The sequence below is a fragment of the Nonomuraea sp. NPDC049624 genome (genome assembly GCF_040675255.1).
Lineage (GTDB): Bacteria > Actinomycetota > Actinomycetes > Streptosporangiales > Streptosporangiaceae > Nonomuraea.
The window spans coordinates 321,535-340,454 of record NZ_JBFAOR010000007.1 but is presented as its reverse complement, the minus strand read 5'-3'; the positions used below and the strand labels follow the sequence as shown (position 1 = coordinate 340,454).

General features: G+C 73.8%; 18 protein-coding genes and 1 pseudogene. 9 read left to right on the top strand and 10 right to left on the bottom strand.

All coding sequences use genetic code 11. The features are described from left to right. Positions 1–21 precede the first annotated feature (21 nt). The 4 genes from AB0J76_RS29490 (at position 22) to AB0J76_RS29475 (ending at position 5,567) form a co-directional block, all read left to right on the top strand. Positions 22–2,130 (top strand): glycoside hydrolase family 6 protein, encoded by a 2,109-nt coding sequence (locus AB0J76_RS29490; RefSeq protein WP_352327986.1) that lies wholly within the window; start codon positions 22–24, stop codon positions 2,128–2,130. Positions 2,131–2,259: 129 nt separating this feature from the next. After that, positions 2,260–3,570: an MFS transporter gene (locus AB0J76_RS29485; RefSeq protein ID WP_352327985.1), complete on the top strand. Its 1,311-nt coding sequence runs from the start codon at positions 2,260–2,262 to the stop codon at positions 3,568–3,570. Positions 3,571–3,579: 9 nt separating this feature from the next. Then, positions 3,580–4,245 carry a response regulator transcription factor gene (locus AB0J76_RS29480; RefSeq protein WP_364391108.1) on the top strand — a complete coding sequence of 222 codons (666 nt, stop codon included), beginning with the start codon at positions 3,580–3,582 and terminating at the stop codon, positions 4,243–4,245. Beyond that, positions 4,242–5,567 carry a HAMP domain-containing sensor histidine kinase gene (locus tag AB0J76_RS29475; RefSeq protein ID WP_352328743.1) on the top strand — a complete coding sequence of 442 codons (1,326 nt, stop codon included), beginning with the start codon at positions 4,242–4,244 and terminating at the stop codon, positions 5,565–5,567. Before AB0J76_RS29480 ends, AB0J76_RS29475 begins: the two co-directional genes overlap by 4 nt. Here the strand turns inward: AB0J76_RS29475 and AB0J76_RS29470 are convergent. Beyond that, on the bottom strand, positions 5,558–6,457 hold the full coding sequence (locus AB0J76_RS29470; protein ID WP_352328741.1) for a TAXI family TRAP transporter solute-binding subunit: 900 nt from the start codon (positions 6,455–6,457) through the stop codon (positions 5,558–5,560). The two genes, AB0J76_RS29475 and AB0J76_RS29470, sit on opposite strands and share 10 nt — an antisense overlap. Positions 6,458–6,483: 26 nt before the next feature. Here AB0J76_RS29470 and AB0J76_RS29465 point away from each other — a divergent pair, with 26 nt between their 5' ends. Both AB0J76_RS29465 and AB0J76_RS29460 read left to right on the top strand, forming a co-directional pair. Beyond that, complete coding sequence (locus AB0J76_RS29465; RefSeq protein WP_352328740.1) at positions 6,484–7,215, top strand: Mut7-C RNAse domain-containing protein; 732 nt, start codon at positions 6,484–6,486, stop codon at positions 7,213–7,215. A gap of 325 nt (positions 7,216–7,540) precedes the next feature. Continuing rightward, positions 7,541–8,020, top strand: coding sequence for a hypothetical protein (locus AB0J76_RS29460; protein WP_352328739.1), 480 nt, complete (start codon positions 7,541–7,543; stop codon positions 8,018–8,020). 29 nt (positions 8,021–8,049) lie between these two features. Here the strand turns inward: AB0J76_RS29460 and AB0J76_RS29455 are convergent, their stop codons facing one another. Together AB0J76_RS29455 and AB0J76_RS29450 are read right to left on the bottom strand one after the other, a co-directional pair. After that, positions 8,050–8,289, bottom strand: a complete 240-nt coding sequence (locus tag AB0J76_RS29455; RefSeq protein WP_352328738.1) for a DUF397 domain-containing protein — start codon at positions 8,287–8,289, stop codon at positions 8,050–8,052. Beyond that, the gene (locus AB0J76_RS29450) at positions 8,280–9,011 is read right to left on the bottom strand and encodes a helix-turn-helix transcriptional regulator (protein ID WP_352328736.1); all 732 of its coding nucleotides are present in this window, start codon (positions 9,009–9,011) and stop codon (positions 8,280–8,282) included. The genes AB0J76_RS29455 and AB0J76_RS29450 overlap by 10 nt, the downstream gene beginning before the upstream one ends. A gap of 149 nt (positions 9,012–9,160) precedes the next feature. Here AB0J76_RS29450 and AB0J76_RS29445 point away from each other — a divergent pair, with 149 nt between their 5' ends. Then, positions 9,161–9,601: an ATP-binding protein gene (locus AB0J76_RS29445; RefSeq protein WP_352328734.1), complete on the top strand. Its 441-nt coding sequence runs from the start codon at positions 9,161–9,163 to the stop codon at positions 9,599–9,601. On the opposite strand, the gene AB0J76_RS29440 is transcribed toward AB0J76_RS29445, so the two are convergent. The 3 genes and pseudogenes from AB0J76_RS29440 to AB0J76_RS29430 all read right to left on the bottom strand — a co-directional run. Then, on the bottom strand, positions 9,598–10,167 hold the full coding sequence (locus AB0J76_RS29440; protein WP_352328732.1) for a WD40 repeat domain-containing protein: 570 nt from the start codon (positions 10,165–10,167) through the stop codon (positions 9,598–9,600). The two genes, AB0J76_RS29445 and AB0J76_RS29440, sit on opposite strands and share 4 nt — an antisense overlap. Positions 10,168–10,181: 14 nt before the next feature. Further along, positions 10,182–12,266: a hypothetical protein gene (locus tag AB0J76_RS29435; protein WP_364391101.1), complete on the bottom strand. Its 2,085-nt coding sequence runs from the start codon at positions 12,264–12,266 to the stop codon at positions 10,182–10,184. A 220-nt stretch (positions 12,267–12,486) separates the two neighbouring features. Further along, positions 12,487–12,912 (bottom strand): annotated as a pseudogene (locus AB0J76_RS29430) (protein kinase); the annotation flags it as partial. A 46-nt stretch (positions 12,913–12,958) separates the two neighbouring features. On the opposite strand from AB0J76_RS29430, the gene AB0J76_RS29425 reads away from it, so the two are divergent. Together AB0J76_RS29425 and AB0J76_RS29420 are read left to right on the top strand one after the other, a co-directional pair. Then, entirely contained in the window at positions 12,959–15,526 is a 2,568-nt protein-coding gene (locus tag AB0J76_RS29425; protein WP_364391098.1) for a BTAD domain-containing putative transcriptional regulator, read from the top strand. Positions 15,527–15,750: 224 nt separating this feature from the next. Continuing rightward, positions 15,751–16,224: a hypothetical protein gene (locus AB0J76_RS29420; RefSeq protein WP_352329047.1), complete on the top strand. Its 474-nt coding sequence runs from the start codon at positions 15,751–15,753 to the stop codon at positions 16,222–16,224. Between the two features lie 42 nt (positions 16,225–16,266). On the opposite strand, the gene era is transcribed toward AB0J76_RS29420, so the two are convergent. The 4 genes from era to AB0J76_RS29400 are packed head-to-tail and all read right to left on the bottom strand — an operon-like array spanning position 16,267 to position 18,650. Then, positions 16,267–17,184 carry a GTPase Era gene (gene era / locus AB0J76_RS29415; RefSeq protein ID WP_352329048.1) on the bottom strand — a complete coding sequence of 306 codons (918 nt, stop codon included), beginning with the start codon at positions 17,182–17,184 and terminating at the stop codon, positions 16,267–16,269. Positions 17,185–17,193: 9 nt separating this feature from the next. Beyond that, positions 17,194–17,664: an NUDIX domain-containing protein gene (locus AB0J76_RS29410; RefSeq protein ID WP_352329056.1), complete on the bottom strand. Its 471-nt coding sequence runs from the start codon at positions 17,662–17,664 to the stop codon at positions 17,194–17,196. A gap of 7 nt (positions 17,665–17,671) precedes the next feature. After that, the gene (locus tag AB0J76_RS29405; protein WP_352329057.1) at positions 17,672–17,998 is read right to left on the bottom strand and encodes a cytidine deaminase; all 327 of its coding nucleotides are present in this window, start codon (positions 17,996–17,998) and stop codon (positions 17,672–17,674) included. A 1-nt stretch (position 17,999) separates the two neighbouring features. Continuing rightward, positions 18,000–18,650: a hypothetical protein gene (locus tag AB0J76_RS29400; RefSeq protein ID WP_352329049.1), complete on the bottom strand. Its 651-nt coding sequence runs from the start codon at positions 18,648–18,650 to the stop codon at positions 18,000–18,002. Positions 18,651–18,920: the final 270 nt, after the last annotated feature.

Here is an 18,920-nt window from a genome sequence, read left to right as displayed (position 1 = left end):
CCCCGGCTAACCTGACACGTCATGACGTTGGAGGCGTTGAGGGACGCGGATCCGCGGCAGGTGGGGCGCTACGCCCTCGTGGGCCGGCTGGGCGAGGGCGGCATGGGCGTCGTCTACCTGGGCGAGGACCCCGGCGGCGCCCGGGTGGCCGTCAAGCTCATCCACGCCAGGATGGACGCCGACCCCGACTTCCGGCGCAGGTTCGCCCGCGAGGTGGCCGCGGCCCGGCGGGTCGCCCGCTTCTGCACCGCCCCGGTGCTCGACGCCGACGTGCACGCGGACGTGGCGTACCTGGTCACCGAGTACGTCGAGGGGCCCAGCCTGGACGACGCGGTGCGCGACTCCGGGCCGCTCAAGGGCTCCGCGCTCGACGGGCTGGCCGCGGCCATGGCGATGGCGTTGCGGGCCATCCACGGGGCCGGGGTCGTGCACCGTGATCTCAAGCCGTCGAACGTGCTGCTGTCCCAGGTGGGGCCCAAGGTCATCGACTTCGGCATCGCCCGGCTGGCGGAGTCGGAGATGAGCAGCGCGATCGTGGGGACGCCGTCGTACATGTCGCCCGAGCAGGTGGCGGGGTCGCGGGTCGGGCCGGCCTCGGACATCTTCTCGTGGGGCTGCACGGTCGCCTTCGCCGCCGGGGGGCGGCCGCCGTTCGGGTCGGGTTCGGTGCCGACGATCCTGTTACGCATCGTCAACGAGGCTCCCGAGCTGCGCGGGTTGTCGGGGCCGCTACTCGACCTGGTGACCGCGTCGCTGTCCAAGAGCCCGGCCGCCCGTCCCACGGCTCAGGACCTGATGGACGCCCTCAGCACCGCCACCCCCTCAGCCGCCCTCCCCACCCCACCCCCCTCCCCCGCCGCCGGGACGCCCGCCACCCTCCCCCCTTCTCCCTCCCCCGCCGCCGGGACGCCCGCCACCCTCCCCCCTTCTCCCTTCGAAGGGACCGGTGCGACGACGGCGGGGAAGCGGCGCATGAGGCTGCTGGCCACGGGCGCGGCGGTCGTGGTGGCGGCCGCCGGCGTCACCACCACGGCCCTGCTGTGGCCCCACGGCGACACCCCCGCGAGCACCCGCACGGCCACCGCCACCACGGAACCGGCCTCCACCGCGACCCCCCGCAACCCGCTGCGCGAGAACGGCGTCACCTTCTGGTCCGAGAAGGAGAAGGCCGCCGCCCGCCAGGCCGCCGTGTGGCGCAAGGACCGCCCGGCCGACGCCGCGCTCATGGACCGGCTTGCCGCCGTCCCTCATGCCATCCGCCTGAACCAGCCCGAGGTCAGGGCCACGGTCGAGACCGCCGTGACCGCCGCGCAGGAGGCGGGCGGCGTGCCCGTCTTCCTGATCAACTACATGCCGGGCGGCGGCGACTGCGCCGCCGTCGGCGCGGGCGAGATGCCGGTCTACCAGCAGTGGGTCAAGGGCGTCGCCCGCCAGATCGGGGACCGCAAGGCCGTGATCATCCTGGAGCCGTCCAGCCTGGTCAACCTCCCCGGCACCAAGGACTGCACGCTGGCCGGCACGGCCGAGCAGCGCTACCGCGACCTGCGCGAGGCCGTGCGCACGCTCAAGACCGGGCATCCCGGCACGGCCGTCTACCTCGACGGCAGCCAGGACCTCTACCCCGGCACCGAGATCATGGCCCAGCGCCTGATCGGCGCGGGCATCGACCAGGCCGACGGGTTCTTCGTCAACACCGCCTCCTTCCAGCGCACCCCCAAGGCCGTCGAGTACGGCAAGTCGCTGTCGGCCTGCATCGCCGTCATGCGCAGGACGGGCGGCGCCACCTGCCCGAAGGACGCCGACCCCGGCGGCGACCTGCCGCACTTCGTGGTGGACACGGCCAGGAACGGCCAGGGCTCGTGGTCGCCGACGAAGAAGTACAAAGACCCGCAGACGTGGTGCAACCCGCCGGGCCGGGGCGTCGGCGAGCGGCCCACGACCGACACGGGCGAGGAGCTGGCGGACGCCTACCTGTGGATCACGCGGGCCGGCAGCTCCGGCGGACGGTGCCGGCGCGGCACGAACGGCGACAAGGACCCCGAACGCGGCGTGGTGGCGCCGGAGAGCGGCGAGTGGTGGGCCGAGCTGGCGCTCGAACGCGCGAAGAACGCCCGCCCCCCGTTGCGCTGACGCCCGCCCCCGTTGCGCTGAGGAGAACCCGATGTTAAGCGCACGTTAGATCTGAGCCGCCGCACCTTGTCCGAACAACCTTCTGGGGAGAGGCTCTGGCCTGCATCCACTCCCCCCAGGAGGTCCCACATGAACAAAGCGCGCGTGCCGTGGAAGGCAGTGATCGGCGGCTCCGTCGGCAATCTGGTCGAGTGGTACGACTGGTTCGTCTACAGCAGCTTCGCCGTCTACTTCGCCGCTTCGTTCTTCCCTGACGGGGACGACACGGCCAAGCTGCTCAACACCGCGGCCATCTTCGCCGTCGGCTTCTTCATGCGCCCGCTCGGCGGCTGGCTGCTCGGCCGCTACGCCGACCGCCGGGGCCGCAAGGCGGCGCTCACGCTCACCGTCACGCTGATGTCGGCCAGCGCGCTGCTGATCGCCATCGCGCCGACGTACGAGTCGGTCGGCTACTTCGGCGCGCTGGTCCTGGTGGTCGCGCGGCTGCTCCAGGGCCTGTCCGTGGGCGGCGAGTACGCCGCCAGCGCCACGTACCTGACCGAGGCCACCCCGCGCGGCCGGCGCGGCTTCGCCTCCAGCTTCCAGTACGTCTCCATGACCGCCGGCCAGCTCGTCGGCCTCGGCCTGCAGATCATCCTGCAGAACACGATGTCGAAGGAGGCCCTGAACTCCTACGGCTGGCGCGTGCCGTTCGTGGTCGGGGCCGTGGCCGCCGCCGTCGTGTTCTACCTGCGCCGCAGCCTGCTGGAGACCGAGGCGTACGGCGAGGAGGAAGAGGAGCGCCGGGACAAGGGCACCATCAGGCAGCTCCTGGCGCACAGGAAGGAGGCGCTGCTGGTCATCGCCCTGACCATGGGCGGCACGGTCGCGTACTACACCTACACGACGTACCTCACCAAGTACCTGTCGAACACCGCGGGCCTGGCGAAGGAGACGGCCACGCTGGTCAGCTTCTGCGCGCTGTTCATCTTCATGTGCCTGCAGCCGCTGGCCGGGGCGCTGTCGGACCGCATCGGGCGGCGGCCGCTGCTGATCACGTTCGGGATCGGGTCGATGCTGGGGACCGTGCCGCTGATGACCGCGCTGGGCGGGGCGAGCGGCTTCGGGGGCGCGCTCGTCCTGTCGCTCGTCGGCCTGGTGATCGTGACCGGTTACACCTCGATCAACGCCGTGGTGAAGGCCGAGCTGTTCCCGACGCACGTGCGCGCGCTGGGGGTGGCGCTGCCGTACGCGATCGCGAACGCCCTGTTCGGCGGCACCGCCGAGTACGTCGCCCTGTGGTTCAAGGACAAGGGCATCGAGTCCGGCTTCTTCTGGTACGTCTCCGCCTGCGCCGCCGTCTCCCTGGTCGTCTACCTGACCATGCGCGAGACCCGCGACGCGGCGCTGTCGCGCAGCGAGGGCGCCGAGCCGTCGGATCCGGTCACCGCCCGCGTCTAACCTGGCACCATGCGGGTTCTCCTGGTCGAGGACGACGATCGTCTCGCCTCCGCGCTCACCACGGCGCTGGCCCGGCACGGCCATTCGGTCACCCGCGCCGGCCTGGCCGTCGACGCCCTCCGCCTGGCGGGGGGCGTCGACTTCGTGCTGCTCGACCTGGGCCTGCCCGACATGGACGGGCTCGACGTGCTGCGCCGGCTGCGCCGCGTCTCGGCGGTGCCGCTCATCGTGGTCACCGCGCGCACGCAGGAGCGCGAGGTGCTGCGCGGCCTGCGCTCGGGAGCCGACGACTACCTGGTCAAGCCGTTCCGCACGGTCGAGCTGATGGCCCGCATGGAGGCGGTGCTGCGGCGCGGCACGCGTCCGATGCCGCCGCGCGACCACGTGGTGTGCGTCGGCGACGTGCGCATCGACCTGGAGTGCAGGCAGGTCACGGTGGCCGGGCAGCCGGTGGCGCTGACCAGGCGCGAGTTCGACGTGCTGGCGCTGCTGGCCCGCGAGCCGGGCGTGGTGCGCAGCCGGGAGGAGATCCTCGACGAGGTCTGGGGCGACCCGCTGCTGTCGGCGTCCCGGTCGCTCGACGTGCACGTGGCCGGGCTGCGGTCCAAGACCGGGCGTCCCGGGCTGGTGGAGACGTTGCGCGGCACCGGCTACCGGCTGGGCCCGGCGGGATGAACGCGCGGCTGGTGGTCACGTTCACCACGCTGATCGTCTTCCTGATCGCCGCGCTGGCCGTGCCGCTCGGCCTGGCCTACGCCTCCCACCGGACCAACCGCCTGCTGCTCGACCGGCGCGCCGACGCCACCCGCTTCGCCGAGCTGGCCGACGCCGCGGCCCGCGACGACGACCGTACGGGCCTGATCGCCGAGGTCTCCCGGTACGCCGACCTGTACGGCGCGGCCGTCCGGGTGCGCGACCGCGACGGCTCGATCCTGGTCTCGGCCGGCCGGTTCGAGGCCGACGACCGGGAGGCCACCCGGCTCGCGCTGTCCGGCCGCACGACCGAGGACCTGCCCACGGTCAGCCCGTTCGGCCCGGCCACGGTGCTGCTGGCCGAGCCCGCCGGGCGGGACGCCCAGCTGTCCGGCGTGGTGCTGCTGGAGGCCCCGACCGGGCAGGCCCGGCTGGACGTGTCACTGGTCTGGGGCGCGCTGGCGGCGGGGGCGCTGGTCGCGCTGGCCTGGTCGGCGCTGGCGGCCCGGCGGCTGGCCCGCTGGATCCTGCGGCCGGTGACCGAGCTCGACCGCACCACGCGGGCCATCGCGCAGGGCCGGCTCGACGCGCGGGCGCATCCCGGGGCGGGCCCGTCGGAGCTGCGCCGGCTGGAGGAGCGCTTCAACGCGATGGCCGACGCGGTCTCGGCGGCGATGGAACGGCAGCGCGCGTTCGTGGCCGACGCCTCGCACGAGCTGCGCACCCCGCTCACCGTGCTCGGGCTGCGGCTGGAGAACCTGGAGCCGCACCTGCGCGAGGAGGGCACGGCCGAGTACGCCGAGGCGATGTCCGAGCTCGACCGGCTGGCCTTGCTGGTGGAGGACCTGCTGGCGCTGGCCAGGGTCGAGGCGGGCGCGGGCCTGGCGGGCAAGCAGGCCGCGCTCGGCGAGCGGCTGGCGGTGTGGCGCGAGGTCTACGCGGCCAAGGGCGTGTGCCTGGTGGCCGACGTCCCCGCGGGCGCGGTGGTGCCGGAGGCGGCGGCCAGGATCGCCGACATCGCCCTCGACAACGCCCAGAAGTTCGTCCCCGCGGGCGGCACGGTGACGGTCACGCTCGACGGCGAGGTGCTGCGCGTCGCCGACGACGGGCCGGGGCTGGACGCGGCGGAGCGGGCCGAGGCGCTGGGGCGGTTCTGGCGGTCGGGGGCGCACGCGAACGTCCCGGGCAGCGGGCTCGGCCTGGCCATCGCGGCCGAGCTGGCCAAGGCGTGCGGGGCCACCCTGCGGCTGCTGCCCGCCGTGCCGCACGGGCTGGTGGTCGAGCTGGCCCTGGCTCAGCCGTAGACCGAGCGGTAGTAGCGGGCCGCGCCCGGGTGCAGGGGCACGACGCCGGTGCCGATGGCGTAACGCCTGTCGAGGCGGCCGCCGGGGGCCGAGGGGGCCTGGAGGCGGTCGCGGGCGCGGAAGAGCGTCTCGGTGACGGTGAAGGCCAGGTCGTCGGGGAGCGTCGTACGGCACATCAGATAGCTCGGCGTGCCCACGGTCGGCACCTGCCTGGCCAGGCCGTACGCGCCGGCCGGCACGGCGGCGTGCTCGTAGACCGGCCCGTAGCGGCGGCGCAGCACCGGCACCAGCGACTCCAGCGGCACCAGCGCGATGTCGTCGAGCGCGGCGAGCGCAGGCGTCGGCACGCCGCCGGACCAGAAGAACGCCTCGATCCGGCCGTCGCGCAGCTCGGTGACGGAGGCGTCGAGGCCGAGCCTGGTGATCTGCGGCGGCGTGCGCAGCCCGGCGGCCGACAACACGCGCGAGGCGGTCACCGCCGTGCCCGACCCCTCGGCCCCGATCGACACCGGACGCCCGGCCAGGTCGCCGACGCCGGTGATGCGGGCGCCCTCGCGCACGACCAGATGCACGTAGTTCATGTACATCCGGGCCAGCGCGGAGACCGGCTGGTGGCGCACCCTGACCGCGTCGTCGGCGCTGTCGGCCAGCGCGAACCCGACGTCGGCCCGGCCGCCGGCCATCATGGTGAGGTTCTGGACGCTGGCCGCGGTCTCCACCACCCGCACGGTCAGCCCGTCGTGCCGCAGCTCGCCCGCCAGCCGCTGCCCGAGCGCGCCGTACGGGCCGCCCGCCAGCCCGGTGACCAGCCGCAGCTCGGCGGGCCCGGCCGTGGAGCAGCCGGCCGCGAGCGCGGCGAGCCCGAGGAAGGCTCGGCGGGATATGGGCATGAATTCACGGTATCCGGTCCCGCAGAATGGACAGTGTGACCGAACGGGACGCACGCCTGCGCATCGCCGCCGAGCTGAGGATGTTCCTGCCCGTGAGCCGCCGGCGGGAGTGGCAGCGGGTGACCACCGACGGCACCTCGACGCTCGGCCATCACGTGGAGTCGCTGGGCATCCCGCTGACCGAGGCGGGGCCGATGCTGTCGGACGGACGCGGCGTGGCCCCGTCCCACCTGCTCGCGCCGGGCGAGACGGTCGAGGTGCACCCGATGCCCCGGCCGCAGCCGCTGCCCGCCGAGCCGCGGTTCCTGCTCGACGTGCACCTCGGCACGCTGGCCCGGCGGCTGCGCCTGCTCGGCGTGGACACCGCGTACCACAACGACATGGACGACCCGGCGCTGGTGGTCCAGGCCAACGAGGAGCGGCGGGTGCTGCTCACCCAGGACCGCGGCCTGCTGCGCCGCCGCGCGCTGTGGCTGGGCGCCTACGTCCGCGGCTCGCGCCCCGCCGACCAGCTCCGCGACGTGCTCGAACGCTTCGAGCCGCCGCTGGCTCCCTGGACGCGCTGCACGGCCTGCAACGGCGTGCTCGTGCCGGCGACGAAGGAGGAGGTCGGGCCGCTGCTGGAGGCCGGCACCCGGCGCAGCTACGACGCCTACGCCCGGTGCGGCGACTGCGGCCAGGTCTACTGGCAGGGCGCGCACAGCGACACCCTTGAGGAGATCGTGCAATCGGCACGCATTTGGGCCAATAGCCGCTGATTCCCACTTTGAGAACGACCGTCAAGCCGATCTCAAAAACACCCTCGGCCAGGGGTTACGCGGACGATCAAGGGTATGAGCAGGGGAAACGGCATCACCCGAAATCGGGTGCATGCTGACACCCTTCCACCCCGTTGAGCAAAAGACTCCAATTCGACGTTTATCCGGAAAAATTCGGATTCGTCGCGTTTCCGCGTATCCATCTCGCGGCGCACGATCGGGGGAAATACCGCAAATGGCCAAGAATCGAAAGCTCGGCCGCGGCGCCGGGCCCGCTCCACGCGTATGGAGCGTCAGAAGGAAGTGGGCCACCGCCATTGTCGGCATGGCCACGACGCTGGTGGGCCTGCCCGGCGTCGTGGTGAAGTACAGCCAGGCGCAGAGCGAGCGGGAGACGCCCCGGCTCGTCATCACCGCGCCCGTCACCGGCCCCGGGGCCACCGCCTCGCCCTGCCCGCTGGTGAGAGGCACCGCCACGCTGCCCGAGGGCACGACCCTGCTGATCGGCGTACGCCGGACGACCGGCACGCCGCGCACCAGACACACCCGCTTCTACCGCGTCGACACCCTGCGGGCCGCCGGCCAGTGGGACGTGCCCGTCTCGCTCGAAGGCGACGACCCCGCGATGGCCGGGGAGTGGTATTCGATCACCGCCCTCACCGTGCCGACCGAGTGGGCCGACTTCCTGGAGAAGGTCGGCGGCACCCCGGGCGATCCGCTGATGTCCGCGTCCGCGATGCCGCCGCACGTGGGCGAGACGCCCTCCATAGAGGTCCAGCGGGACGCCGGCCCCGCCACCTGCTGAACCCTGCGTGACCGCGCCGTCAGGCGCCGTCAGGCGCGGTCGAACTCGCTCGCCTTCACGCCCGCCACGAACGCGTCCCACTCGGCGGGCGTGAAGAACAGCTTGGGCCCGTCGGGGTCCTTGGAGTCACGCACGACGACCAGCTCGGCCTGCCCGCCCTTGTGCTCAGGGCCGCCAGGAACGTTCTTGAGCTCGGCGATCTCGACGCAGTTGCCGCCGTTGTCGCCGGAAAAGCTGGACTTCTGCCACTGGACACAGCTCAGGTCCATCGTTCCACCATGGCTTTCTTTATCGTTTCAAGGGACATGCTCAAGGGCAACGCCTCGGTACGGATGGCCTCGAACCGCTCCACGGCCGCCGAGACGTCCTCATGATCGCTCGTGGTGATGCCGCGTACCGCGGTTTCCGCGTACAACACCTCGGAGCCTCCGTCCAGGGTCGCGATCACGAAGCCGCCCGTCAAGCCGGAGTGCAGCCCGTGCGGGAGGACCTGGATGCTGAGCCGCGGGGTGACCGCGTCGAGCAACCGCCGGAGTTGACCCTTCATCAGCTCCTGCCCGCCGATGGGCCGGAACAGCACCGCCTCGTCGATGACGCAGCGCAGCGACGGAGGGTCGTCGCGGGCAAGGATCGCCTGCCTCTCCATGCGCGCGGCCACCGCGGCCTCGTTGCCGCGCAGCAGGGCGCGGGCGTACTGCTCGGTCTGCAGGAGGCCGGGCACCAGGAGCGGCTCGTAGGTGCGCAGGGTGAGCGCCGCCTGCTCCTTCTCGTGCCACTTGCCGAACCAGGAGGGGAAGATCTGACCCTTGCGCCAGTCGAGCAGGCGGCACAGGGCTCCGCCGGTGCCGAGGGCTTTGTCGCAGGCCTCGGCGAACTCGGGGCTGGCCGGGAGCTGACCGGTCTCGACACCGCTGATCAGGCCCTCGCTGAAATGGATGCGCTCGGCGAGCTGCCCCTGCGTCAGGCCCGCCGACTTCCGGTAGTGCCGCAACTCTCTGCCCCATATCGCCTGAGGCGCGTAGAAGTCGGCCACCCTGTCCTCCCCTCGCCCGGGTTCAACGCCAACGGCACGGACTTCAAAGTCCACTCCTTGCAATCAGATCACTACCGACCGTAGTCATATGGCGTCACGCTGGCCACATGAAATCCGAAAGTCCCGCCGTGACGCTCGCCGACCGGCGGCCCCTGCCGGACACGGTCCTCGGCGAACGGCGGATGCCCCGGCACCCCGGCTGCGTCTCCTCCGTGCGGCGGTTCGTCCGCGACGTCGCCAAGGATCACGAAGCGGCGGAGGCCGCCGTCGAGATCGCGCAACTGCTCGTCTCGGAGCTGGCCACCAACGCGCTCACCCACGCCCACTCGGCGGAACCCGTCCGGGTCGTGGTGGTCAGGGAGGGGCGGCTGCTGACCGTGGAGGTCCGCGACTCGTGCGCCGCCCTTCCCCGGATGGGCCAGTCCGATCCGCTGGCCTGCCGGGGGCGGGGGCTGGCCATCGTCCACAGCCTGTCCCACGACTGGGGCTGGAACCCCGTGCCGCCCGGCAAGGCGGTCTGGTTCCAGGTCGTCGCCTGGGGGTCCTAGCGGCACACGTCGAACGGCTCGACCCCCGGCAGGTACGTCCGCCATTCCGCCGCCGTGAGCACGCGGCCGGCGCGGGCGCACACCGTCGCGGCCACATGCCGCCGGTCGAGGTCGTGCGTACGGAAGGCGCCGTCGTCATCCAGGATGTGCAGCTTGGTCCCGTCGGCCGAGAACCCGAGCCAGACGTTGTCGCCCGTCGACTCGGCCATCGCGTCGAACACGACCCCGACGTACCGCCGCGAGGCCACGTCCCACAGACGGATCCGCGGGCCCTTCTCGTACGTGGCGATCAGCCGCCCGTCCGGCGACCAGACCGGCAGCTCGAACTGCTCCGCGCCCGGCACGCTGGGGAAGGCGCCCAGCATGGTCCGCAGGTCCCGGTCCCACAACGTGATCCGGTCAGGATGCGAGGAGGCCACCTGGCGGCCGTCCGGGCTGTAGGCGAAGGCGTCGGCGACCCGCCGGGCCTCGGCGCCCACCGGCACCACGGTCCCGCCCACCGGATCGTAGAGCCGCAGGTCAGGGCCTCCCATGAGCAGCCGCGAACCGTCCGGCGCGAAGCTCATGGGCCCGGCGCCCGTCACCTTCGTGGTCCGCGCCCGCGAGGTCGTGCAGCTCCAGCGGCAGCTGCCCCTCGAACCTGGACGGCAGCACGGCCACGGTACGGCCGCCGGGGTCGAAGGCGAGCGCGTCGGCCTTCTCCGCCCCCTTCCCGGCCAGCTCGAACGCCTGCGTCTCCCGCCCGCTCGCGACGTCCAGCACGCGGACGCGGGCGCCGTCGCCGTAGGCCAGGCGCGTGCCGTCGGCGCTGAAGACCATCGCCGAGCCGGGGATCGAACAGCGTGGAGACGTCGACGGTGGAGACGCCGCCCGCCGCGTTCAGCAGGCGTACGGCCTTGCCCGCCAGGTCGAAGCGGACCTGCGTGACGCCGTCCGGCACCGGGAGCAGCAGAGCGGTCACCAGGCTGTCGCGCGGCCGCAGGACGAGCAGGTCCGCCGGACGCCACGTGGCCATGTACCGGCCGTCGAAGACCAGGTCCGCGGCCTGGCCGTTCGCGCCTTCGAACTCGTAGTCGGCGGTGCCGGAGGGCAGCTCGTACAGGTGGACCCTGGGTTTGTCGTGGCGGGCCACGTCCTCGACGACCACGAGGGCCTGGCCGTCGCTGAACCTGGCCTCGACGGAGGTGCCGGTGCCGGGCAGCGCCGGCAGGTCCAGTCGCCGGCGGCGGCCCAGGTCCCACACCTGCGACCGGTCCTCGCCGTCGGCGACGAAGCCGTAGCGGCCGTCGGGGCTGACGCCGTTGAGTATCGCGCCGCCGGGGGCGGTCAGGGGCCTGCGGGTGGCGACGTCCCACCACTGCTCGCCGTCGGAGCCGTACGGCACCGCGAGCCGGCGGCCGGTGCGGTCGAACTCCAGCGCCCCGAACCCGCTCGCCCTGCTCGCGAACCGGCCGCCGAGGCGGCCGCCGGTGACGGTGTCCCACAGCCGCACGCCCTTGTCGTCCAGGACGGCCAGCAGGCGGCCGTCGAGGCTCACGGCGACGCTCCGCACGCCCGCGCCGAGGCCGGTCAGCTCGTGCAGCTTCCGGCCGGTCGGGACGTCCCAGAGGCGGGCGGTGCCGTCCGTCACGGAGGCCAGGACGTGGCCGTCCGTGCTGAGTGCCTGCACGCTGCCCGTCTCCACGTACGGCGCCACGAACATGCCGGTGACGTGCTGGGAGCCCGCGTCGTACAGCGCGCCCGCCGTCTCGACCAGCGCCGGGGCCAGCCGCCAGGCCGCCACGGAGAGCAGGCCGGCCAGCGCGGGCTCCAGCTCGCGCAGCCCGGCGGCGCGCAGCGCCAGTTCCCTGGCCAGCGCCTCGTCCCGTTGCCGGGCCGGCTCCCTGCGCAGATACTCCGCCGCGCCGAGCCCGCCCAGCGCCGCCACCAGCAGCACCGCCAGCACGGCGGCGAGCAGGCCGCGCCGCCGGGTGCGCCTGCGGGCCTGCCCGGCGGCGGCGTCCAGGAAGTCGCGCTCGCGTGCGGCCAGGGTGAGGTCCTTGCGTTCGGTGGCGGCCCACTGCAGCGTGCGGTCCAGGTGGGTGCCCTGGAGCAGGTCGGCGGGCTTGCGGCCGTGGCCGTCCCATTCAGCGGCGGCCTCGGCCAGGCGGCGGTGCACGGGCAGCCCCTCGCGGTTGCCCGCCAGCCAGTCGCGCAGCCGGGGCCACGCCTGCACCAGGCCGGGGGCGACCAGCTCGTACGCGCCACCGCTCGATGCCAGGACGCCCGCCGAGACGAACACGGCGAGCATCGAGTCGACCGCCTCGGCCTCGGGCAGCTCCTCGCGCTCCACGGGACGCAGGCCGTCGCCGTCGAGCAGCCGCAGGAAGACCTCGGGCACGGCCGTCCGCTCGTCCTCGCTCAGCTCGCCGTAGAGTTCTTCGGCGATCGCCCCCAGATCGGGCCCGGCCTGCCCCCTCAGCTCCCCCGCCACCATCCCGCCACGGGCCAGGGGGTCGCCGGCGTCCCGGCGGGCGTCCTCGCCCAGCAGGCGGAGCAGCAGGTCCCCGGCGGCCGGACGGGCGGCGGGATCGCGGGCGGTGGCGGCCGACACCAGCGGGGCCAGCTCCGCCGGCAGCCCGGTGACGTCCGCCTCGAACTCCAGCACCCGGCCCACGACCGCCATCGGCTCGCCGGCCTCGGCTCGCCGGCCTCGACCGCGTCCCGTCCCCGCGCCGCGAACAGCACCACCATCCCCCACGCCCACACGTCGGCCGCCTCGGTGGCGGCGCGCCCGGCGAGCACCTCGGGCGCCATGTAGCCCGGCGTGCCCATGATCGGCCCGGTCGTGGTTGCCCGACCTCCCTGGCCACGCCGAAGTCGATCACGCGGGGGCCGTCCGGGCCCAGGATGATGTTGTCCGGCTTGAGGTCACGGTGGACGATCCCGGCCCGGTGGATGGCCGTCAGCGCGGTGGCGACGCCGATCGCCAGGCGGCGCAGCGCGTCCCCCTCGTACGCCCCCGCCCCCGCGGCCACCTCCCGCAGGCTCGGGCCGGGGACGTACTCGCTGACGATGTACCGCGGCGCGTCGTCCACCTGCGCCTCGATCACCCTGGCCGTGCAGAACGAGGCCACCCGCTGGGCCGCCGCCGCCTCCTTGGCCAGCCTGGACCGCGACTCCGCGCTGTCGGACCTCGGCACCTTGACCGCGACGCGCTCCCCGGCCTCGCCGTACGCCTCGTAGACCACGCCCTGGCCACCGGCGCCCAGCCGTGCGGCCAGCCAGTAACGGCCCAGGCGGTGCGGGTCGGACGAAATCAGGGGAGCCATCAGATGTGCCATTCTGATCGACATCTCCTCGGAAAAGGAAGGTCGCGTGGAATTCCGCATCATGGGGCCGCTCGACGTCCGCGACGGCGGCCGGGATCGCACCCCCACGACCCCGAAGCACCGGGACCTGCTGGCGATGTTCCTGCTGAACGCGGGCCGCCCGCTGACCGTGGAGCGGCTGCGCCGGCTGCTGTGGCCACGCGAGGGCGGCGACCGCTCCGACTCCCTCGTCCGCGGGTACGTGGGCCAGCTCCGCCAGCTCCTGGGCAAGGACGTGATCACGACCGTGTCCGGCTCGTACGTGCTGGCGATCGGCGCGCACCAGCTCGACGTCGACCGGTTCCGGCTGCTGATCGAGCGCGGCTCGTACGAGGAGGCGCTGTCGCTGTGGCGCGGCCCCGCCCTGGAGGACCTCGACCCCGACGGCGAGCGGTGGGAGGAGACCCGGCGCCTGCGCGAGGAGCTGGAGGAGCTGCGCCTGCTCGCCCTGGAACGCCGCGTCCAGGCCGACCTCGACGCCGGCCGCCACCGCGAGCTGCTGGCCGAGCTGAAGCGGCTGACCCAGCAGCACCCGTTGTGGCAGCGCTTCCGCGGCCAGTACATGCTGGCCCTCTACCGCAGCGGCCGCCGGGTCGACGCGCTGGCCGCGTACGCGGTGCTGCGCGACCAGCTCGACGGCGGCCACGCGATCGAGCCCGACCCCGAGCTGCAGCTGCTCTACCACCGCATGCTCCACGACGACGTGTCGCTGCACGTCTCGGCGGGCCCCCCGGTGCTGCTGCCGCCGGACATCGCGAACTTCACCGGCCGCGCCGACCTGCTCGACCAGGTGGTCGGCGGCCACGTCGTCGTGCACGGCCAGGCCGGCGCGGGCAAGTCGGCCCTGGCCGTGCACGCCGCCTGGCGGGCCCGCGAGTCCTTCCCCGACGGCATCCTGTACGCCGACCTGCGCGAGACCACGGCCCCCTCGGCCGTCCTGGAGGACTTCCTGCGCTGGCTCGGCTGCCCGGCCCAGGCCATCCCGGCCGGGCTGGAGCAGCGCGAGCGCCTGTTCCGCACCTACACGGCCAACCGCCGCCTGCTGGTCCTGCTGGACAACGCCGCCGGCGAGGCCCAGGTGCGCCCGCTGCTGACGTCCTGCCCGACGGTCGTGACCAGCCGCTCGTCGCTGGGCGGCCTGACCGGCGCGACCCGGCTGTCGGTCGGCGTGCTCGACCAGCAGGACGCCCTGGCCCTGCTCGTGGCCGGCTCCGGACGGCCCGCGGACGAGGCGCTGCACCGGCTGGCCCGCTTCTGCGGCGGCCTGCCGATCGCGCTGCGCATCGCCGCGTCCAGGCTGGCGGCCCGCCCGAACTGGACGGTGGACTACCTGGTGGGCCTCCTTGAGGACGAGCACAAGCGGCTCGACCGGCTGCACGCGGGCGACCAGACGGTCCGCAGCGTGTTCGCCATCGGCTACGAGGGGCTGCCCGAGCCGGCCAGGCGGACGTTACGCGGCCTCGGCGCCCTGTCGGCCCCCGACTTCGCCGACTGGCTCACCGACCGGCTCGGCGGCGGCGCCGAGGCCCTGGTGGACGCCGGTCTGCTGGAGACGCACGGCGTGGACGCGGCCGGCCAGATCCGCTACCGCATGCACGACCTGACCCGGCTGTTCGCGCGCGAACAGCCGCTGCCGGGCGTGCTGGCCGAGGTGTCGGAGCTCGTTCTGGCCCGGGTGCGGGCCTCGCGCTTCTCGCTGGTGTCGGGCGACCCCGGCACGGCCGTGGCGACCAGGGACATCAGGGAGTCGGTCGAGTGGCTGGACGCCGAGCGTCCGTTCCTGGTGAGCCTGGTGGCCGACCTGCACGCCGCCGGGCTCGACGAGCCGTGCTGGCGGCTGGCGCACCTGCTGGGGCCGTACCTGGAGCGGCACCGGTTCCTCGACGACTGGCGGGCGGTCTCGCAGCGGGCCCTGGAGTCCGCGCGGCGGGCCGGCGACGACCGGGGTGAGGCGCTCGTCCTGCTCGGCCAGGGCGACCTGCACCTGGCCGAGCGCGAGTGGGACCTGGCCCACGAGAAGCTGCGGCTGGCGCTCGGCATGTTCCTGCGGCAGGGCCGCACCCGCGACGTCAACCACACCCGGCGCCGCCTGGGCCGGGTGCACCTGGAGCGGGACCGGCTGGAGGAGGCCGAGCGGGCGCTGCTGGCCTGCCTGGAGGCGGCCGACCACCAGCGGGACGCCGCCGACGCCGAGCGCGTGCTCGGCGCGGTGCTGCGCCGCGCGGGCCGGCTGGAGGAGGCCGCCGTCCACCTCCTGGCGGCCGTCGATCACCTGACGGAGCTGGGCGACCGCCACCGGCAGGCCGACGCCCTGCTCGACCTGTCGGCCGTACGGCTGGCGCAGGGCGCCAAACCCGACGCGAGGGCGGCCGCCGAACGCGCCAGGGGCATCGCCGTACGGCTGGGCGACCGCCTGCTGGACGCGTACGCGCTGCTGGCCCTGGCCGGGGTCAACCGGGCCGAGGGGGCCGCCGGACGCGCCAGGGAGCTGGCCACGGCCGCCCTGGAGGTCTTCGACGAGACCGGCGACCGCCGGGCCGCCGCCAACGCCCGCGCCTTCCTCTCCACCCCCTGACCCGCCCGCCACCCGCCGCCCCGCACCCCGCCGGCCGCTGCTCCGCACCCCGCCACCCGCCGCCCCGCACCCCGCCGGCCGCTGCTCCGCACCCTGCCGGCCATCACGCGGGCCCCGGCGCCCCTTCTCCCTCAACCCCCTGCCCGTCGCGGCGGGTGGCCGGCTTGGTGACGAGTCCGTCGCGTCGGGTGGTGGGCGCCGGGGGCCCGGCCTACAGTGATCGTGTGGCCGATGACCTCAAGCCCGCCCGGACGACGTCCGCCCGCCGCGGCGCCGCGCTGGCCGTCGCCGTCGCGGCCGCCCTCCTGGTGCTCACCGCGATCATGCCCTGGGCCGGCATCGAGGCCCGCAGCGACCTGATCGGCGCCGGCGTCTCCGACGACGTGCGCGGCGTCGACGTCAGCACGGGCCTCTACACGCTGCTCGCCGGGCTGGCCGCGCTGGCGCTCGGCGTCACGGGCCTGCTGGGCGCCCGGCCGCGCGTGGCGGCGCTGGCGGTGCTGCCGGGCGCGGCGGCCACGCTGCTGCTGGTGATGTTCGTCGCCGACCCGCAGCGCGTCGGCGACCGGCTCTCCATCGACCTGGGCGGGCTGCTGTCGGTCGAGCCGGTCATCAGGTACGGCTGGTTCGCCGCGCTGGCCTGCTCGGTCGCGATCGTCGTGCTGTCCGTGCTGGCCCTGGTGCGCCGCACGCGCTGACCGCCCGGCCCTGCTGGATCACCGGCGGGGTGATCGGCGGGGTCAGTCGAAGAAGCCGAGGCGGCGCAGCTGTTTGGGGTCGCGCTGCCAGTCCTTGGCCACGCTGATCCGCAGGTCGAGGTAGACCCGCGTGCCGAGCAGCGCCTCGATCTGCTTGCGGGCCTTGGTGCCCACGTCGCGCAGCCGCTCGCCCTTGTGCCCGATGACGATGGCCTTCTGGGAGGGCCGCTCGACGAACATGTGGGCGTAGATGTCGAGCAGGTCGTCGCGCCCCTCGCGGGGCAGCATCTCGTCGACGACCACGGCGATCGAGTGCGGCAGCTCGTCGCGCACGCCCTCCAGGGCCGCCTCCCTGATCAGCTCGCCCACCATCACCTGCTCGGGCTCGTCGGTGAGCTGGCCGCCCTCGTACAGCGGCGGCGACTCGGGCAGGTGCTCGATCAGCACGTCGCCCAGCACGTCGAGCTGCTCGCCCGACTGCGCCGACACCGGCACGACCGCCGCGAACTCGGCCACCTGCGACACCGCGAGCAACTGCTGGGCGACCTGCTCGCGGCTGGCCAGGTCGCACTTGGTCACCACGGCGACCACGGGCGTCTTCTTCACCGCCGCGAGCTTGTCGGCGATGAAGCGGTCGCCCTTGCCGATCGGCTCGTTGGCCGGCACGCAGAAGCCGATCACGTCGACCTCGGTGAGCGTGGACAGCACCAGGCTGTCCAGCCGCTCGCCGAGGAGGGTGCGCGGCCGGTGCAGGCCCGGCGTGTCCACGATGACGATCTGGGCGTCGGGGCGGTGCACGATGCCCCTGATGACCCGCCTGGTCGTCTGCGGCTTGGACGAGGTGATCGCCACCTTGGCGCCGACCAGGGCGTTCATCAATGTGGACTTGCCGACGTTCGGCCTTCCCACGAAGCAGGCGAATCCGGCGCGATGATTGTCTGGCGAAGTCACATTGTGCATTGTCGCTTATCAGCCGCCGTGTTCACGCCACCAGGCGAACGCGTCGGGCAGCGCCAGAGGTGTCCAGGCCGGCGTCGTCAGGCCGCCGGCCTCGTGCTCGGTCACCCACCGGTAGTCGTTGATCTCCTCGCCGTCGGGGGTCGGCGTGCCGGCGGCGAGGGTGCAGGCGTACATGGCGATGACGTACGCCACCTCGTGGCCGTTGGGGTAGACCGTGCGGTACTCGGGGCCGCCGTAGACGCCGACCAGCCCGCGCACCTCGACCTCGATGGCCAGCTCTTCGCGCAGCTCCCTGACCACCGCGTCCTGCGGCCGCTCGCCGGGGTCGACGCCGCCGCCGGGCGTGGCCCACAGGCCGTCGTCGCCGTGCCGGGCCATCAGCACCCGCCCGGCGCGGTCGAAGACGCACCCGTTGACCGACGGCAGCATGAGCAGGTCGTTGCCGATCTTGGCACGCAACCGGGCCAGGAACGGCGACATGGCCACGTCAGGACCTCAGCGTGCCGTCGGGACCGGCCACGAGCAGGGATTTGACGCCCAGCTCGGCCGCGACCGCCTCGTCGGCGGGGGCCGGCTCGCCCGCCGTCACCAGCGCGACCGCCTCCAGCGAACGCGCGCCGCCGGAGACCGCCATGGCCACCGCGACCTGCACGGCCGACAGCGTCAGCGACGACAACGCGACGCCGGTCGCCGAGTACGTGCGGCCGGTCTCGTCGCGCACGGCGGCGCCCTCGGCGGCCTCGTTGCGTGCCCTGACCGCCCGCGCCAGGGTGATGAGCTTGCTGTCTTCAGGATCGAGAGTCACGGGAACCAGGTTAGGCCGTGGACATCGTCAGCAGGGCGGCGACCAGCTTCCTCGTCCGGTCCCGGTCGACGTCGCTCATGCCCGCGTGCACGACCGACACCAGCGTGTCACCGTCCCGCGACAGCACGACGTCGAGGGCGTACGGGTAGCCGTTCAGCCGTCCGCGCAACCGCGCCGCGGCGGCCTCGTCCCCGGAGCGGGCGGCGTCGCCGACGTCGAGCCTGCGGGCCCGCAGGGCGGTGCCGTTCGCCGTCCGGATCTCCCGGCACGACTCCAGGGCCTCGCTCAGGTCGTCGAAGCGCGCCTCGGCCTCCTCGCCGGTGTACCGGGCCAGGCCGACGGCCGCCCGCTCCCCCAGGCCGTCCCCCTGGTAGCTGACCGCCGCCTGGCCGGTGAGCCCCTCCGGGGGCGCATGCCCGGCCGCCACGTCGAGCGCGGCCCGGCACGCCTGGTCCACCCGGCCGAACGGCACCCGCCAGGCCTGCTCAGGCCGTTGCGCGAAGCCGTCCGGCAGGCTCGGCCGCCTGTTGAGCACCTCACGGAGCTGGGCCATGGCCTGGGCGTCGACGACGGCCGCCATCTTCCCGTCCGCCCCGCCGCCGCCCGCGCAGCCCGCCAGGGTCGCGGCCAGCAGCCCGTACACGATGATCCGCGCTTTCATGATTCCCCCTGGACCGCAGCCTCCCCCGGCGACGAATGCGGCAATCTCCGCAGAGTTTCCACCAAACGCAAAAAGGGTGCCCTCGCCTGGTTTCCAGACGAGAACACCCTTTACGCCGATCGACGTCCTGGCCGGCTAGCTGGCCGGAACGCCATCGTCCCCCCAGGAGCGCCCTCCGGCCGCGAACCCCACCCGGCGTTCGGACGCTTCCTCGTGACACCCACCGCACCGGGTGTCAGGGATGAGACTGCCGGAGCCCGCTTGCAGACG